The organism is Rossellomorea sp. H136 (genome assembly GCF_056838065.1).
Window position 1 is genome coordinate 3,011,895 of sequence record NZ_CM166371.1, and the last position, 18,640, is coordinate 3,030,534.

Here is an 18,640-nt window from a genome sequence, read left to right on the forward strand (position 1 = left end):
AGTGAGGAAACAATATGGCTGGTCAATATAAGTCAAGGGAAGAAAAGCGTCTGGCCCAACAAAAGTCAAAATCCACAAAGAGCAAGAAAAAGGGCTCTATGGTTAAACGCGTCATTATATCATTATTTATCATCGGTATTATCGGGATGCTTGCAGGTGCTGGATTATTTGCTTATTATGCTTCCAGTGCACCTAAGCTTGATGAAAAATTACTCAAAGATCCGATTGCATCAGAAATTTATGATATGAACGGGGAATTGATCACGACCGTTGGGAAAGAAAAACGGGAATACGCAAACTTCGATGACATCCCAGAGATAATGCAGGACGCGGTCCTTGCCACAGAAGACAATCGATTCTATAAGCATAACGGAATTGACTTGATTCGATTAGGGGGCGCTGTCATTGCCAATGTGACAGGAGGTTTCGGTTCAGAAGGAGCTTCGACGATTACCCAGCAAGTGATTAAGGGTTCTTTTTTAAGCCCTGAGAAAACATTAAAAAGAAAAGCTCAAGAAGCATGGCTGGCTCTTAAGCTTGAGCAGGAATATACAAAAGAAGAAATTTTTGAAATGTATTTCAATAAAGTGTATATGTCAGCTGGAATAAACGGAATGGCTACTGCTGCAGACTATTATTACGGTAAAGACATTAAAGACATTGAGCTTCATGAAGCAGCCCTGATTGCGGGACTGCCTCAAAGTCCAAACAACTATAACCCTTTTAAATACCCTGAAAAGGCGGAAAAGCGACGAAATATCGTTCTTTCTTTAATGGAACAGCACGGTAAAATCACTGAAGAAGAAAAAAAAGAAGCACAGGCTATCCCGATCACTGAAGGATTGGTTTCTGCTGAAGAAGTCGAAAAGAAAAACGGAAACAAATATCCCGCGTTTGTAGATGCGGTTATTGATGAAGTACAAAAAATGGGTGACTATAACCTGTTTTCAGATGGTTTAAAGGTTTATACAACCGTTGACCCAAATGCTCAAAAACGTTTGGAAGAAATTTTAGCAGGTGAAAATACCAGCTTCAGTTATCCAGAGAATTCTGAAGAGCCAATGCAGGCCGGGGTAACCCTTATGGATACGAAAACGGGAGAAATCAGAGCGATTGGTGGCGGAAGAGAACAGGATCCAAACGTTCAGCGTGGATTTAACTTTGCAATCGATACAAAACGTCAACCTGGATCTACGATTAAGCCATTAATAGACTACGCACCTGCCATTGAGCATTTAAAATGGTCGACGTATCATATATTAAATGACGAGCCTTATAAATATTCTGATGGAACAGAACTCAACAACTATGATGGTCAATTCAAAGGGCCAATTACGATACGTGAGGGTCTCTGGGATTCCCGAAATATTACTGCCCTAAAAACGTTTCAGGAAGTCGGTCCAGAGAAAGCAGAGGAATTTGTAAATGGTCTCGGATTAAAGTTCGATCATTATTATGAATCTGCTTCAATCGGCGGTGTGTCCCCTGGAGTAAACTCCGTACAAATGGCCGGAGCTTATGCCGCATTTGGTAATGAAGGTATTTACAACAAGCCACATACGGTTACAAAAGTGGTATTACGCGATGGTGAAACCGAGATTAAGAATGATAATAAACCAAAGCCTGCAATGAAGGAATATACAGCTTATATGATTTCTGATATGCTGCAGAGCGTCATCGACCATCCAAGAGGAACCGGCCTTTATGCCAAGGTACCAGGATTACCGATGGCCGGGAAATCAGGTACCACGAACTATACACAAGATGAACGCGAGAAATACGGAATTGCTAAAACAGGCGCACCTGATTCATGGTTCGTAGGCTATACCACAAACTACACAGCGGCGGTTTGGACTGGATATAAGACTCGTTCCATACCACTATCCCCTACGGACAGAAGGGTTTCCCAATACATCGTCAGTGACCTGATGAGCTATGTTCACGAAGGTGTTGACACACCTGATTTCAATAAGCCGGACAGCGTGGTTGAATCCAAGGTTGAATTAGGAAGCAATCCGGCTAGACTGCCAAGCGAATATACTCCAGATGACAGAGTGATTACTGAACTATTCGTCCGTGGAACGGAACCTTCCAAGGTTTCAAAAGAATTCGATAAGATTGATGCACCTTCAAATCTGAAGGGTAAATTCAATAAGAAGGATCAAACCATCACTCTTGCATGGGACTATGGTAAAGAGAAGGACGTTCAGTTTGAAGTAGCGGTTTCGATAAATGGTGAAGCAAAACAAGTATTAACGTCAACTGATAAGAAAGGATTAAATGTCGAAAACATTCAATCCCAAGGAACATTCACCTTTGAGGTTGTAGCAATATCAGGAGATCAGCGCAGTAATCCTGCAACGGTCAATGTTGATGTAAAAGCGACTGATGGTGAAGATGAAGAAAACCAAGATGAAAATAACGATGAAAATCAAGATAACAATGGTAATGGGAACAATAATGGAAATAACAATGGTAACGGTCAAGGAAATGGGAATGAAGATGATTCAGGTGATGATGGTGAAGACACAGGTGGCGATGATGGCACTTCTCCTCCACCTGAAGGCGATGGGAATGGTGACGGAGGTACAGATGAGGGCACTGGTGATGGCACTGGTGATGGCACTGGGACTGGTGACGGCTCAGGTACTGGAGATGGTGCCACGAATGGTCCACCTGCTACTCAATCAGACTCCCGAAGAGAACAAGAATAAGGTAAAAGGCAACGAGAACATTTTCTCGTTGCCTTTTTAACTTTCTCCAGCTCGTTTTAAAACAAGGGATTTAGCATATTGTTTATGTTGCTCCTCGAATAGCTGAGATAACTGTATGAATGAATGGAAAAGGGTTGGATTATTTCGAATAAATGACATTCTCTCCCCTGCGTTGACCGGTTTAATGGAAAGGTTATCAATGGGAGCAATGTCAGAATTTAATATTACCGGCATTGAATTACTCCAGAATAAAAACATATAAACTTGCGCAATACTCTTTTTCATTAGGGGCAATGTATCCTTAGAACGTTTTTTAAATAACGTTTTAAGACACTCCTCCCCCTCTCTCCAGCTCTTAAGTATGATACCTATGAATAATTCATGATCTTCCCAGGGAAGCGAACCTGGAGCCTCCTCATTGAAATAGAGAACTTCATAAGAGAAGAAAGGCTCATAAGGTATTATATGAGAAGCATCTATTCTAACTTTTGACTCAGGAAAGAAAAAAGGATCAATTAGTTGGAATGGAATACTCAAAGTCATTTCATTCATATCTTACCTTTTTTCTTTAGTCTCTTCTGACCTTCTCTGCATAAATCGACCAGCGGACAAACATCACATTGGGGTGATTGGGCTTTACAATGGTACCTTCCAAAGAAAATCAACCGGTGATGAGTTTCAGACCATTCTTCTTTCGGGATTTTTTTCATTAACGTTTTCTCTACTTCTAATACACTATCTTTCCATCTGCAAATACCTAATCTCTTACTTACACGTTCGACATGGGTATCCACAGCAAGAGCGGGCACTCCAAATGCAACCGATACTACTACATTTGCTGTTTTCCTTCCTACGCCAGGCAGCTTCACTAATTCTTCATGACTTTCAGGAACATTTCCTCCATGTTCTGTCAGGATGATCTCACATAGTTTACGAATATTTTTGGCTTTGTTTCTGTATAACCCGATGGAGCGTATATCCTGTTGAAGTTCTTCCAATGAAACATTCAGATAATCTTCAGGTTGCTTATATTTTTCAAATAAGCCTTTAGTGACTTTATTTACGAGGGCGTCAGTACATTGAGCCGATAGAAGGACCGCAATGACAAGCTCAAAAGGATTTTCATGACGCAGCTCACAGTGAGCGTCTGGAAACATCTCTCTCATTTCATCTAAGCAAATTTGTATTTGTTTTTTATTTAGCATGTATCCTAATACCTCCATCTTGTCTTATAAATCAACAAAGTTTATCCAAAATAAAAATAGACCAACTCTCAAGCATTTGAGAGTCAGCCCCTTTTATCGTCCTATTGCTCAAGCCAATTATAAAATGGTACTGATTTTCGTTTAGGAGAAGCAGCAGAATCACTTGATGCTGCGGGGGTTTGACGAGAACGGAAGCGCTGGCTTTGGTTACGCGCATCTTCAATGGTCTTCACACCGTTTTTCTTCCATTCAAATAGAATTCGATCGATATACCTAAAATTCAGCTTGCCGGATATGACAGCTTCTCTTAATGCTGCTTTAATAATAATAGCATTATGATCATCCTGATCCAACCACATGGCCAGGCTTTCACATTCTAACGGAGAAAGCGGTCGACCAAATTCCTGTTCGAAAGTCGTGTAAATATCCGCTTCTTCTTCCATGGATTTTTCCATCTGCTTCATTTTAGAGTCCTGTATTACGAACTCAGCCATTTTTTCCCATAAAGGATTTAGAGAATACTTTTCAAACAGGATTCCATCAGGTGAAGATCCCTCTTCGATAGATAGAAACTGTTGTTGCATTAATTTTCTTAAAATAGATGAACAGTATTCAGTAGAAATACTCATAGGTTCTGAAAGCTCTTCTGGTGTAGGGAAATAGTTTCCCTTTTCCAGATGACCGTAAATTTGCAATAACAGAACAAACTCTGACTCATTTAAACCTAGGGTATTATAATTTGATAATAATAATTGCGGAATGTTAAGTGTCCCCTCTTCGATCCAGGACACCATTAAACGTTTATAATCCATATTCGGCACACCTCACTCACTAGTATATCATGGTTCAGTATATGTGGACATGGTTATGAATTAGAAGAAAGATGGAAATAAGAAAAGATGAGCCGACTTTTCAGGACCAACAAGCCTTTAAGGAACAGTAGGGGCAACTGTACAAAAAATGCTGTTTTCACAAGGATATTGTTTTGTAACATACGATCTGCTAGAAGCTCTGTCAACAAGCTTGTGCTGGATGGTGAGGGGAACAGCTCCGCTTGCAGCTAGCGTTCGGCCGAGCCTCCTCAGCTTCGCTTCCGGGGTCTCGGCACGTCCAAAATCCGCCGGAGTCTACGCAGTTCCCCTCACCATCTTTAAGAGATTTTCGTGACAGAGCTTTAAAGTGTAGAAACAATCTAATAAGACAATTTCTTATGCTACTTTGTAGATCGTTTGTTTTTGGAAACAAAGAATCAATAAATCTACAATAATTTGTGTTTTCTTTCCGTCTTTTTGCAGTAAAAATATGGGTCCACAGAGTGGATTGTAGCGGAAGGCACTTGACTCCTGCGGGAGATAGAGGAAAGGTCGAGACCCCACAGGGCAAAGCCCGAGGAGGCTCGACTTCCTCCCCGCGGAAAGGAAGTGCCTGGAGCGAAAAGGAACGGTCCCCGTTTTCAAACTACCACTTATAATAAATTCACTTCTTTGGAGGTAAACAACCACCATCCCCGCGGAAAGTGAGCATACTATATCAGAAATGAATTCCTACTTTCATCTACCAAGTAGCCACAATCTCAACAAAAAAGAGCCAAAATAAAAGAACCGGCCGGATTGCTTTTTAAGCAAACCAGCCGGTTCCTTGTACGATGTTTGTATTATGGATACAAACGGTTTAGTAGACGCGGGAATGGGATGGTTTCCCTTACGTGTTCTACTCCACTGATCCAAGCCACTGTTCTTTCAAGTCCAAGACCGAATCCTGAATGAGGAACAGATCCATATTCTCTTAGTTCCAAGTACCACTTGTACGCATCTGTAGCAAGTTCGTGCTCTTCAATGCGACGTTTCATAAGTTCCGCATCGTGGATACGCTCTGAGCCACCGATAATCTCTCCATACCCTTCTGGTGCGATCAGGTCGGCACATAATACGACATCATCACGGTCTGGATCAGGTTGCATATAGAAAGGCTTCAACGAAGTCGGGTAATGCGTGATAAATACCGGCTTGTCGTAACTTTCAGCTATGGCTGTTTCATGTGGAGCTCCGAAATCGTCTCCCCACTCGATATCATCAAACCCTTTTTCATGCAATAACTTAAGTGCATCATCATAAGTGATCCGCGGGAAAGGGGCTTTGATCTGCTCTAATTTAGATGTATCTCTTCCTAATCGGTCTAATTCAAGCTTGCAGTTTTCCAGAACCGACTGAACGATATAAGAAACATATTGCTCCTGTACTTCCAGGTTATCTTTAAAATCATAGAATGCCATTTCAGGCTCGATCATCCAGAATTCGATTAAATGACGACGGGTTTTCGATTTCTCCGCTCTGAAAGTCGGTCCGAAAGAGAATACTTTCCCTAACGCCATGGCTGCAGCTTCCATGTACAGCTGGCCACTCTGAGAAAGATAAGCATCTTCTTCAAAATATTTAGTTGCAAATAACTCGGTCGTTCCTTCCGGCGCACTTCCAGTCAGAATGGGAGGATCTACTTTTACGAATCCTTCTTGATTAAAGAACTCATATGTTGCACGAATGATTTCGTTACGTACTTTCATCACGGCATGCTGTTTACGGGAACGAAGCCAAAGGTGACGGTGATCCATCAGGAATTCTGTCCCGTGTTCCTTCGGTGTAATTGGATAATCCACTGCTTCATGAATCACTTCAACGGTTTTCACTTGAAGTTCATATCCAAACGGTGAACGAGAATCTTCCGAAACCGTTCCTGTTACATATAGAGATGTTTCTTGAGTTAATGATTTTGCTTTTTGAAAGATTTCTTCTTCCACTTCACTTTTTACGACAACACCTTGAATGAATCCAGTTCCGTCACGAAGCTGAAGAAAGGCAATCTTTCCACTTGAACGTTTGTTGGCAAGCCAAGCACCAATGGTTACTTCTTCTCCTACAAACTTACTTACTTGAGATATAGTAGTTTTCACGATTTTTTCCCTCCAAAAAAACTTAAGACGCTTATGTATCGTTATTTATTATACATTTACCGTTATCCCGCCGCAATAGATTGAGCAAAACGAGATGATTTTAAGGAAAAAGCAGACCGAAACGAACACGGTCTGCAAACCTTGTAATTATTTACTCTTCCTAACCACAAATTCATGCATTCTCTCAATTGCTTTTTCGAGTGCATCAAGACTTGTGGCATAAGAAAGACGGATATTATTGTCCGATCCGAAACCAGACCCAGGAATAACCGCTACCTTTGCCTCTTCCAACAGAGCTTTTGTAAATTCGTCGACATTGTTGTAGCCTGCTTTCTTGGCCGCTTCTGACACATTCGGGAACAGATAAAAAGCACCTTGAGGCTTCAAACAATGAAACCCTGGAATACTGTTCAATTTATCAAAGACAATGTTTAAGCGCTCTTCAAATGCCTGTCTCATTTCCTCTACAGGTTGTTGATCTCCTAAATAGGCAGCAACCGTCCCATATTGTGAAGTTGTCGTTGGGTTAGAGGTAGAATGACTGGCAAGGTTGGTCATTGCTTTAATGATTGTCTCGTTCCCTGCCGCATATCCAATTCTCCATCCCGTCATGGAATGAGATTTTGACACCCCGTTAATCACGATGGTTTGCTCTTTAAGTTCTGGAGACAATTCAGCAATAGACGTGTGTGAATTCCCGTCATATACAAGCTTTTCATAAATCTCGTCTGAAACGATCAGAATATCGTTCTCTAAGCATACTTCTCCAATCGCTTGTAACTCTTCGTGGGAGTATAGCATGCCTGTAGGGTTACTAGGTGTGTTAAGAATGACTGCTTTCGTTTTGGGCGTTATCGTCTCTTTTAACTGCTGTGGAGTGATTTTGTACTCATTCTCTTCTTTCCCTTCTACGATAATGGGAGTTCCTCCGGCAAGCTTCACTTGTTCAGGATAGCTGACCCAGTATGGAGTAGGAATGATGACTTCATCATTTTCGTTTAAAAGAACTTGAAACAATGTATAAAGGGCATGCTTTGCACCACTCGTCACGATGATCTCAGATGGTTTATACGTAAGTTTCTGATCTGTTTCAAACTTATGAATGATTGCTTCTTTTAATTTGGCCGTACCACCAGATGGAGTATATTTTGTGTGACCTTCAGTCATGGAGGCATACGCAGCATTGATAATATGTTCAGGAGTATTAAAGTCAGGTTCACCTGCACCTAAACCGATAACATCAATACCCTGAGACTTCATTTCCTTTGCTTTTGCAGTGATTGCCAAAGTCGTTGATGGTGTTAAAGCACTTACTCTGTCAGCTAACATAAATTTCATTGAAGTATTCCCCCTAGAGTTGATTATAAATTTTCAATTTTCCTCCACCATTCTCCAGTAGAAAACAGCAGGTAAAAATAGTTTAAATTGTCTTCTTGATCTAAATAGGTAATTTCCCATACAGGCCCGACAGATTCATATCCTAAACGGACCGATAATAATTCTTTCGGTTGCTTTTCATCATTTAGTTTATTGATTGCCTGTTCTTTTGAAATACCATCTGCCCATTTTTTCTCAATTATTTTCCCTTTTTTATTGGGTACCCAAGCCACGAGCTTCTCGTTTTGATCATCCTTGCCTGTCACTACAACATATGACTTAGAGCCGTTGTAAAAGCTTGTGTTTTCAACTTCAACAATAGCCGTTTCAGCTTTCACTCTATTTAGCGCCTTATCTGCCTGATTATCCAATGGGTTTCGGGAAACTTGATAAAGTACGACCGAAGCCGTTATCCCAAGGAAGATGAACAATAGTGCGATAATCGTTATCCATTTTTTCATTACAATCACTCTTTATGTACGATATATTGTTAATACTGCTTGATTCTGATCTTCCGGATCTAAGGCTAAACCAAACATATAATCATCTTTTTTTAAGGTTCTATTTAATGTATCAACCACTTTATATAAGTTATCCGTATATTCGATACGAACGGTGGAAAGAATTTCAATTCGGCTCTCCATGGTGTTCCTCCTTTTACCCGCTTACTTAAGATATTCCCCTATTAAAAAACAACTCATGATGTCACTTCAATCCGCGACACTATGAGTAAGAATCGCTACACACACATTATAACAACATTAATGGCTATAATGGTAGAGCGTATCTCAAAAACTATTCTAATCCACACTCAGTCAGGCTGACAACGTTGTCAGCCTGACTTAATTTTTTCTTTCGGCATTAAGGTTTTCCGCCTCTTCTTTAAACACTCCATCTTCTTGATCAAAGGTAAGCACTTCGTAATTTCGCTTATTAAATTTGATGGCAATCAATCCATGTTGACCGGTTAAATATAGATCAATCCATGCCTCGTTGATGGCTTCAAGCATTTCACCATTAAGAAGCCTTTCCTTAGAACGGTATAGTAAAGCCGTTTGAGGATCGATATGCTTCAGGAGACTGTGGGACATATTTTCAGATTTAGAGTGAAGAGGTATTTTGACAATATTTACGTTCTTTAGGGGTTTTGTAAGTAAAACCTCTTCAGAATGAGTTGATTGTGAGCTCAGCCACAAAAAGCGATGATGGAATAAGGTAATGGAAAAGTCCAATCCTTCTCCTTTCTCATTGCCTTCATACATCACATTTAATGCTAACTCTTTTGAAAGCGAGTATGACTGATCTTCTGTAATCGTTTGAATCGTAAAGGAACCATTTTTCTGTATTGTTTCAGCCAGGGATTTACCCGTTATTATTTCTTTTATGGAGTACTTCTTACCAAGTTCAATAATCATATCCTCATGCACTTCTCTTTTTTCCGTGAGGATGATTCCCTTTATGCTGTCGATGTGCATTTGATTCAAATAATAATATAATTGTCTACTTTCCTGAAGGGGTCCTGTATTAATTAAATAATTTTTCCCGGAAGCTAAATGAAGAACTGCTACCTCCCCTTTTAAAACAGGAAGAAAACTAATCGCATACTCCTCTTGTGATACATGTAAATCCACCTGAGGCACCTTTATACCATAGGCATTTGAAATGACAAGGAAAAAAGTCAGCATTACCGAAAAGATCACTCTCATTTTCAATCCTCCAGTTTCACATCTACTCTTTAGGTTGTGTTAAAGAGTAAAATTTATCACTGAAGTTTAATCTGTATTAGAGCCAATCTTCAATCCATGTAACCAAATCAAATAAATCGCCTTCTTTTACTTCCATTGAAGGAATCGACTGCAAGAATGCCTTACCATACCTTGTCGTCATCACTCTGCGGTCATATACAATCACGATTCCCCGATCACTGCTTCTTCTAATCAGCCTTCCTACCCCTTGCTTGAACCGAATAATCGCTTCGGGTAAAGAGTGAGAAGAAAACGGATTCTTCCCTTGAGACTTGAGGATATCTGCTTTTGCCTGATTGACAGGCTCGTCAGGTGGAGAAAAAGGAAGTCTGACCATGGCAAGACAAGACAGGTCTTCTCCGGGAATGTCTACACCCTCCCAGAAACTACTCGTTCCAAATAAAATCGCCTTGTCAAATCGCTGGAAGTTCTTTGTCAGCCTTGTACGACTTCCTGAGGTGATTCCTTGTGCCATTAATACATATTCCTCTAATAAACCACTTTCTTTCATCAGCTCATACGTTTTCCTTAACATATCGTAAGACGTAAATAAGATGAGCATTCGCCCTTTCGTCGCTTGAGCCACTCCTATTAAATGCGAGCTTATTGCTTCAATATATTCTTCACTTTGGACTTGCTGAATTTCAGGGACGTCTGTCGGGACGAATAATCTAGAAACTTCATTGTAATCAAAAGGAGAAGTAAGCTGTAACTGTTTTACCCCCTTACCTATGAGTCCAATCTCGTTTAAGAAGTAATTGAAAGACCCGCTGACGGTCAGGGTAGCTGAGGTAAGGACGACACTTTTCTTTTTGGCAAAGATTTCATCTTGAAGATTACGATTGACGGTAACTGGTTGAGCTTGGATAGAAAGACTATTCGGTAATGATCTTGTATCTCCATCTAACCAGAGAACATGGTTGTTCATTTCTCTTAAAAAGACAGTTTGAAAATTCATTCTCAATTCTGCCCAATCCACTAAAAAGCTGTAGAATTCTTCAATCAAGGCTTTTTCTTTATCTTGCAGCTTGATCTTCTTATCCTTGATTGTCTCCAGAACCTGCTGAAACTCTCTTTCCACAAACTTCATTCCTGAAATAACCCGTTCCATGGACATGAGTACAGGTTGAAAGTAGCTACTCCTCTTCATTTCGTCCGTAATTCTCAGCTGTATTTTTTGTACCCCGGTTCTCTTTTTGGCTTTCTTATAAAAGACGCTCGTTAACACTCCGATGGACTCTTCTAAATCAATGTAAAACTGACTAATGCGAGAATCCAATTCAAATGAGTTTGTATTCATTTGAACTGAGTGGTTGGAAATAAGCTGATCAAGTCGATAGAACAACTGTTTTTGGTCCAGGGTTCCTAACTGGGAAGTACTAAACTTAATCGAGAGATAATCCATTACAACTCCAAGATGCTGTCTTGCTGACTTCTCCAGATGATGAGCCTCATCTATTACTAAGTAATCGTAAGGAGGAAGCATGCTGCTTTCCTTCACGATATCAGTCAGAAGCATTGAGTGATTTGTAATGATGATATCTGCATCTTGAGCACTCTTTCTTGCGAAAAGATAGAAGTCTTTCCCGACCCAGGGATCTTTCGTATGAGGTAAGTGCCAGCCGTCATGTTTTAGACGATTCCAGAACAACTGCCCCCCAGAAGTAAGGTTAAGTTCATCCATATCACCGGACTCTGTTCGTGTAAGCCATACCAGAATTTGCATCTTTGTCAGAACTACGTCATATTGAGACTCATCTTCTCTGAGAGACTGTTCAAACTTAAACAGGTTTATGTAATGATTTTTCCCTTTTAATAGTACGGTTCTGAATGGTGTAGGGCTTATTTTTTCTAATAATTTAATTTCTTTATGAAGTAATTGCTCTTGTAATTGGATGGTGTATGTACTGATGACCACCTTTTCATGAGAGCCCTTGGCAAATATAAACGCAGGCCATAAGTAGCCCAGTGACTTGCCAACTCCGGTTCCCGCTTCTATGACCACATGGCGGGATTCTTGAAAAGCATGTTGTATCTCATCCATCATCTCCATTTGCTGCTCTCTCTTCTCATAGAAGGGAACATATTGTGCCAAGTGTTCTTCTATATCGGGTTCAGCAACATGGAACTCTTCAATAGGTAGAACTTCTTTCTTTGAAGCATTTTTCTTCCGAAGAGCCAGTCCTCGATACACCTCTAACTGGGGTGGAAGATCCTCTACGTGTTTTTGTTTCTCACTCACAATACTGTCAAACAATAAGGAAAGATCACTTTTCAAATGATGTGAAAGCTTGTGAAGATTTTCGAGTGTGACTAATGGGAGCTTGGACAATTCTTTAATAAAATAAAGAAGAATTTCGGCTGTCACATAGGCATCACTGTCTGCCTGGTGAGGCCTTACGTGGCTTAAATCCAAAGAATTGGATAATTCCGTCAGTTTAAAACTATCTGCTGATGGTAAGGCCACTTTAGCTAATTCTACTGTATCGAAGGCAGGACCCGTAAATGGATTATAGCCTGCTTCTTCCAGTTCTGCTTGAAGGAATGATAAATCGAATTGAACGTTGTGAGCAACAAAAACGCCATGATCCAGAAGCTCAAGTATTTTCGGTGCAATTTCATGAAATGCTGGAGCGTCCTTGACCATTTCATCATTGATCCCCGTCAATTCCTCAATAAACGCAGGAATCGGTTTACCAGGTGACACAAATGATGTGTATTGGTCAATGATCTTTCCGCTTTCTATAATAACCGCTGATAGTTGGATGATTTTTTCTCCCTTTTTAGGAGAATTTCCTGTTGTTTCAAGATCGATAACAACGAATTTAAATGGGTACATGTTCTTCACTGCCTTTATTTAGATCCTACATCATACTCTTATGATTTCTAAATAAGTGTACCATAAACAAAAAAGCAAGTCTCCTATTCACAAATTAGAAGACTTGCCGATTTTTTTTATAGTATTGTCGCTTCAGGTTCTGTTCCGATCATGTCAATGATACGGTTATTTTCTCCCATGATAGCTACTTTCGGGATATGGTCATGGACCACTTCTTCAGCTACCAGTTTATATGATATGATGATGACAATATCACCTTTTTGCACAAGTCGTGCAGCAGCTCCGTTCAAACATATGACGCCGCTTCCTCTTTCACCTGGTATAATGTAAGTCTCCAGTCGGGCTCCATTGTTGTTGTTTACAATCTGAACCTTTTCATTCGCCATCATTCCGACTGCATCTAAAATATCCTGATCGATGGTAATGCTTCCCACATAATCCAAGTTCGCTTCTGTTACAGTGGCTCTGTGGATTTTACCACTCATCATCGTTCTAAACATTTAAATCCTCCTCTGGTTCTACACTGATGATTATATTATCAATTAATCTGGCCTGTTGAAATTGTACTGCCAGTGCTATAATGATCTCACCCTGTAATCTGGACAGTTCCGTTAGCTCAGGATAGGAGTACACTTCCACATAATCGACTTCTCCCGAGGTATTTTCTTGAACGTTCATTGAAATTATAGAAATAATCGTATCGGGGTCTCTCTCCCCGGCATCAATACGATTTTTTGCTTCTATCAGACTTTGATAAAGTGAAGGAGCTTCCCTTCTTTCTTCTTTTGATAGATAGACATTTCTTGAGCTTTTCGCCAATCCATCCTCTTCTCTTACGGTAGGCACCCTCACTATTTCCACCGGAAAGAAATAATCACTTACTAACCCTTCCACTACTGCAATTTGCTGGGCATCCTTCAGCCCGAAATACGCTCTGGTCGGCTGAATAAGGTGAAACAATTTAGTCAGAACGGTTACCACTCCGTCAAAATGACCTTCACGTTTTCGTCCGCACAGTACTTCTACCCGCTCTATCACAGACAAGGCTACAGACTGTTTCCCATCATACATTTCTACTACTTCAGGAATAAAGAGTATATCAACCCCAACATTCTTTGCTAACTCTGTATCTCTTTCAATATCACGAGGGTAGCGGTCGAAGTCTTCATTCGGACCGAACTGCAGGGGGTTTACAAAGATACTCATCACGACAGTATCGTTGTTTTTCCTGGCTTCCTCCGCTAGACTTATGTGCCCTTCATGAAGGTACCCCATTGTAGGGACAAACCCGATATTGGACCCTGAATTCTTAACTTGTTGTATCGAAGCTTGCAGATCTTGTGTGTTCGTTATCACTTTCATTTTTTCATTCCACCATAGAGAGCATCCAATTCTTCATCCCGCATCGTAAAGGAATGGTCATCTGTTGGGAAGCTCTTCCCTTTAACTTCTTCTATATAGTTTTTTATGCTGATATGAATGGCTTCTGATACGTTGCCGTATTGTTTAACAAACTTAGGCACTCGATTCACCCCGTATGTTACAAGGTCGTGGAACACTAATACCTGTCCATCTGTTTCACTGCCTGCTCCAATACCAATCGTCGGAATCGTTAATGCTTCTGAAATCTCTTTGGCTATTTGCTTTGGTACACACTCTAACACAAGTGCAAAGGCACCTGCCTGTTCACATTTTATGGCATCATCGATCAACTTTTTGGCTGAGTCGGCTGTTTTCCCTTGTACTTTATATCCTCCAAGGACACCGACGGATTGAGGGGTTAAACCTAAATGAGCGATAACGGGTATGCCGGCACTTGTAAGGGATTCGATACGATCAATCACATGATCTCCCCCCTCTACCTTTACAGCGTGAGCGCCTCCCTGTTGAAGAATCTGAGCCGCTGTTTTAAGAGTTTCATCCCTTGACAAATGGTAGGACATAAACGGCATATCAGTGACGATAAAGGTATCTTTCGCCCCTCTTTTTACGGCTTTCGTATGATGGATCATATCTTCAACTGTTACAGGTACCGTTGAGTCATAACCCAATACAACCATTCCGAGGCTGTCACCTACAAGGATGACATCAATTCCCGCTTCTTCCGCTATCTTGGCACTTGGAAAATCATACGCTGTAAGCATGGAAATCTTTTCTCTCTTATTCTTCATCTTAAGAAAATCTGTTGTTTGTTTCATAATATCCTCCTTCTTTTCAGTCAGAGGTGACGAAACGAAATGAAAGCACTTTCATTGAAGACATAAAAAAACCTCCTGAATAAATGACAGAAGGATCATAAGTGTTTAGTATCATTGTTTCGACCCTCTGTCCCAGTCCACAATGGATCAAGGCAGAAATTGTATTAAAGTTTTAAAAGCTGAACGTATAGGGGTGCAGTTCCAAGGATACTGCCCAATGAGATTATACCATAAAAAAACCGGGATGGAAGCAATCGAATAGCCCCATCCCAGTTTCACCTAAATATTCACTTCAATATCTGCCGAATAAATCTGATGAATGGTCCCTGCTGAGTCTTCGATCTTCAGAACGCCTTCATCGGTTATTCCGAGTGCTCTTCCTTCAATCGTTCCATTGATGGTACGGGCACGGATTTTCTTACCGATACTGATTGCATAACTCTCCCATAACAGCTTGACCGGGGTAAAACCTTCCTTCATATACATAGAATATAGGGCTTCTATTCGTTCTAACACCTTTTGAACAATTTCTGATCTTGATAAAGGTTCTCCTTGTTCTATGGCCAGTGAAGTCGCAATCTTCTGAAGTTCATCAGGAAAGTGTTCATTCGTATGATTTACATTCATGCCGATCCCGATAATAATGGAATTTATTTTATCAGATTCAGCTTGCAGCTCCGTCAAAATCCCCGTCACTTTCTTTCCGTCAATAAGAATATCATTCGGCCATTTGATCTGCGGATGAAGGTCGGTTACTTCCTCGATCGCTTGAACGACGGCAACTGCAGTAATGAGTGTAAACTGTGGGGCCTTTTGGGGTGGAAGAAGGGGCTTTAAGATCAGACTCATCCAAATTCCCGTTCCTTTTGATGAATGCCACTCTCTCATTAACCTGCCTCTTCCGGCAGTTTGTTCATCAGCAATGACCAACGTACCTTCTGATGCGCCGTCGCCCGCAAGCACATGAGCGATGCGCTGTGTACTTTGAACCGACTCTTCATAGTGGATCACTCTGCCTAACGATTTCGTTTGTAATCCTAAGCGGATCTTACTTTCTGTCACACTATCAGGGGTTTCAATAACTCGATATCCTTTTTTTCTTACGGCTTCTAACACAAAACCTTCTTTACGAAGTTCTTCAATATGCTTCCAAATAGCCGTTCTTGAACAGCCTGCTATATCAGCCAGTGCTTGTCCGGATAAAAATTCCTGATTCGATTCAGATAAAGCGTGAAGCAGTTTCTTCTTTATAGTCGATTGCATGTCTGTAGCCACCTCCTTATCGTTTCTTTATCGTTATTGATTGTATTAGTTACAATCGCGGATTCAATTTCAGCCAAAAGTTCCTTCATCCATGGACCTCCCTTTTTGTTCGCCCATGTCATTAAGTCATTTCCTGTTACATCCAGTTGTTGTCTCGAAGTAATCGCTAAAGAAGAATATTCTTCCTTCACGGTTTCTACAGAAGAAACCGATTTAGATTCTATGCATTCATGGACTTTCTCAACATTTATGGCTGCTTCCAGGCCGGCACGATAAAGCAAGGATTTAGACCACCCGGACTTCCTTCTTTCCTTTAAGATTCCAAGCTCCTTCGAACGTTCCCGTATCGTTTTCGTTGGTAGCCTCCAGCCTTTTAGAAACTCCTCGGTATCAATTTTCCCGATATATGCTAATAGAAGTAACCATGTTTGGTCTTTATTAATATTTTCTAATCGAATAAGATTCGCTACATCTTTAAGAGCTTTTTTCTGTTGAGTCAAATGAGGGAGTTCACTATATAGTTTGGTACGGACAAGAAGGGCAAGTGCCTCTCGTTTCCATTTACCTCCTAAAATTTTCTCGAACTCCATCGTTTTTCTTTCTACAGCTATATGCTCAAGAAGCCTTGAGTGCTCTTTTAACGCATTCAATGTATCAGGATCGACCTTGAAGCCTAATTGACTGACAAAGCGCACCCCCCTCATCATACGAAGAGCGTCCTCATTAAACCGCAAGTCCGGTGATCCAACTGTCCGGATCACTCTATTATGTATGTCATCCATGCCCTTAAAGGGATCATATACTTTCCCATCAGCATCCATGGCCATACTATTCATCGTAAAGTCACGGCGCTCCAGATCCCCTTCTAAGGAACGGATGAATTCAACTTTATCCGGCCTCCTAAAGTCCGCATATCCAGATTCAGTCCTGAATGTAGTGATTTCATATTCTCTTCCCTCATCTATGACCAGAATAGTCCCGTGTTCTATGCCTACATCAATTGTTTTCGGAAATATCTCCTTTAGTTCTTGTGGATAGGCTGACGTTGCGATATCTACGTCATTAATCGGACGGCTTAGGAAGTGATCCCTGACAGATCCACCAACGAAATAGGCAACGAATCCAGCCCTTTCAATCTTTTTTAAAACGGGTACTGCTTGTTGGAATATACTCGGTAACATTTTTAACACCTGCTTTGCTCGGATCTTTACCTTCCGGTTGTATCATGATAGAAGCTCTTTGTAGATCCGTTCATACTCTTCTACAATTTTGCTGGAGTGAAACTTTGTTCGGGCCGTTTGTAGTGCATGTTCCGAAAGCTCTTTGTGAAGTGCTTCATCTTTAAGCAATAACAGAGACTTTTCTGCAACTTGAGCCACGTTCCCGACTTCACAAATAAAGCCGTTGTATCCATCCTCAATGACTTCAGGAATGCCCCCTACATTTGTACCGATGCTCGGCACGCCGCAAGCCATAGCCTCCAGGGCAACTAAACCGAAACTTTCTTTTTCTGAAAGTAGCAGTTTAATGTCACTAAGCGAATAAAGCTCCTCCAAGTTATCCTGTTTTCCAAGGAACAATACTTTATCTTCTAATCCGAGTTCTCCCACCTGCCTGCATATCACCGTCATTTCAGGTCCGTCCCCGACAAGAAGGAGCTTTGCCGGGATCTCGTTTTGTATAAGGTTGAATGCAGCTACAACATCTGTTACTCTTTTCACCCCACGAAAATTGGAAACATGAATAATGACCTTTTCATTATCCTTAATTCCATATTCATTTCTAAGATGCTGAGAATCTACTGATTTGTAAACTCTTTCGTCTATGAAATTATAGACCGTATGAATGTCCTTATCCGGCTGTATCAAGTCATTGGTTTGTTTCACTAATGCGGAAGAAACCGCGGTCACCACGTCTGACTTTTCGATCCCGAATCGAATCGCTCCTGTTAAAGAAGGATCATAACCTAGTACGGTAATATCTGTGCCGTGCAAGGTGGTGACAATCTTTACATCTTTACCAGACATTTGTTTACCCAAAATGGCACAGACTGCATGCGGAATAGCATAATGTACATGAAGGATGTCCAGGTTCTCACGCTCTGTAATTTCTGCCATCTTATTCGCCAGTGCTATATCGTAAGGCGGGTATTGAAACACTGAATATTGACTCACTTCCACTTGATGAAAGTAGATGTTGTGATACATTTTATTTAACCGAAATGGAATGCTCGAGGTAATAAAGTGAATTTCATGGCCTCTCTCTGCTAATAATTTCCCCAGTTCTGTAGCTACTACTCCAGAACCCCCAACAGTCGGATAGCAGGTAATACCTATTTTCATTTTCATACCA

The 18,640-nt window shown here is 40.8% G+C and carries 16 protein-coding genes; 1 reads left to right on the top strand and 15 read right to left on the bottom strand.

Translation table 11 applies throughout. The features are described from left to right. The first annotated feature begins 14 nt into the window (after window positions 1-14). Window positions 15-2,714, top strand: a complete 2,700-nt coding sequence (locus ACYH0O_RS15385) for a transglycosylase domain-containing protein (RefSeq protein ID WP_482629423.1) — start codon at window positions 15-17, stop codon at window positions 2,712-2,714. 36 nt (window positions 2,715-2,750) lie between these two features. On the opposite strand, the gene ACYH0O_RS15390 is transcribed toward ACYH0O_RS15385, so the two are convergent. From ACYH0O_RS15390 to bshA, 15 genes are all read right to left on the bottom strand, one after another. After that, a complete protein-coding gene (locus ACYH0O_RS15390; protein ID WP_482629424.1) occupies window positions 2,751-3,266 on the bottom strand; it encodes a YpoC family protein in 516 nt (171 codons plus the stop codon). Further along, the gene (gene nth / locus ACYH0O_RS15395) at window positions 3,263-3,919 is read right to left on the bottom strand and encodes an endonuclease III (RefSeq protein ID WP_482629425.1); all 657 of its coding nucleotides are present in this window, start codon (window positions 3,917-3,919) and stop codon (window positions 3,263-3,265) included. Before nth ends, ACYH0O_RS15390 begins: the two co-directional genes overlap by 4 nt. 101 nt (window positions 3,920-4,020) lie before the next feature. Beyond that, entirely contained in the window at window positions 4,021-4,731 is a 711-nt protein-coding gene (locus tag ACYH0O_RS15400) for a DnaD domain-containing protein (RefSeq protein WP_149156901.1), read from the bottom strand. An 842-nt stretch (window positions 4,732-5,573) separates the two neighbouring features. Further along, window positions 5,574-6,866, bottom strand: coding sequence for an asparagine--tRNA ligase (gene asnS / locus ACYH0O_RS15405; RefSeq protein ID WP_426890694.1), 1,293 nt, complete (start codon window positions 6,864-6,866; stop codon window positions 5,574-5,576). Window positions 6,867-7,013: 147 nt separating this feature from the next. Continuing rightward, window positions 7,014-8,204, bottom strand: coding sequence for a pyridoxal phosphate-dependent aminotransferase (locus ACYH0O_RS15410; protein WP_482629426.1), 1,191 nt, complete (start codon window positions 8,202-8,204; stop codon window positions 7,014-7,016). Between the two features lie 23 nt (window positions 8,205-8,227). Next, on the bottom strand, window positions 8,228-8,704 hold the full coding sequence (locus ACYH0O_RS15415; protein WP_482629427.1) for a cell wall elongation regulator TseB-like domain-containing protein: 477 nt from the start codon (window positions 8,702-8,704) through the stop codon (window positions 8,228-8,230). Window positions 8,705-8,716: 12 nt separating this feature from the next. Further along, window positions 8,717-8,887 (bottom strand): YpmA family protein, encoded by a 171-nt coding sequence (locus tag ACYH0O_RS15420; protein ID WP_082051082.1) that lies wholly within the window; start codon window positions 8,885-8,887, stop codon window positions 8,717-8,719. Between the two features lie 198 nt (window positions 8,888-9,085). After that, window positions 9,086-9,949: an MBL fold metallo-hydrolase gene (locus ACYH0O_RS15425; protein WP_482629428.1), complete on the bottom strand. Its 864-nt coding sequence runs from the start codon at window positions 9,947-9,949 to the stop codon at window positions 9,086-9,088. A gap of 76 nt (window positions 9,950-10,025) precedes the next feature. Continuing rightward, a complete protein-coding gene (dinG, locus tag ACYH0O_RS15430; protein WP_482629429.1) occupies window positions 10,026-12,827 on the bottom strand; it encodes an ATP-dependent DNA helicase DinG in 2,802 nt (933 codons plus the stop codon). A 116-nt stretch (window positions 12,828-12,943) separates the two neighbouring features. Then, complete coding sequence (panD, locus tag ACYH0O_RS15435) at window positions 12,944-13,327, bottom strand: aspartate 1-decarboxylase (protein WP_482629430.1); 384 nt, start codon at window positions 13,325-13,327, stop codon at window positions 12,944-12,946. Next, window positions 13,320-14,189, bottom strand: a complete 870-nt coding sequence (gene panC, locus ACYH0O_RS15440) for a pantoate--beta-alanine ligase (RefSeq protein ID WP_482629431.1) — start codon at window positions 14,187-14,189, stop codon at window positions 13,320-13,322. The genes panD and panC overlap by 8 nt, the downstream gene beginning before the upstream one ends. Continuing rightward, window positions 14,186-15,025, bottom strand: a complete 840-nt coding sequence (gene panB, locus ACYH0O_RS15445; RefSeq protein WP_482629432.1) for a 3-methyl-2-oxobutanoate hydroxymethyltransferase — start codon at window positions 15,023-15,025, stop codon at window positions 14,186-14,188. Before panB ends, panC begins: the two co-directional genes overlap by 4 nt. Before the next feature lie 279 nt (window positions 15,026-15,304). Further along, window positions 15,305-16,288 carry a biotin--[acetyl-CoA-carboxylase] ligase gene (locus ACYH0O_RS15450; protein ID WP_149156910.1) on the bottom strand — a complete coding sequence of 328 codons (984 nt, stop codon included), beginning with the start codon at window positions 16,286-16,288 and terminating at the stop codon, window positions 15,305-15,307. Continuing rightward, window positions 16,273-17,469, bottom strand: a complete 1,197-nt coding sequence (locus tag ACYH0O_RS15455; protein ID WP_482629433.1) for a CCA tRNA nucleotidyltransferase — start codon at window positions 17,467-17,469, stop codon at window positions 16,273-16,275. Before ACYH0O_RS15455 ends, ACYH0O_RS15450 begins: the two co-directional genes overlap by 16 nt. 42 nt (window positions 17,470-17,511) lie before the next feature. After that, window positions 17,512-18,636 (bottom strand): N-acetyl-alpha-D-glucosaminyl L-malate synthase BshA, encoded by a 1,125-nt coding sequence (bshA, locus tag ACYH0O_RS15460; protein WP_482629434.1) that lies wholly within the window; start codon window positions 18,634-18,636, stop codon window positions 17,512-17,514. Between the last annotated feature and the right edge of the window lie 4 nt (window positions 18,637-18,640).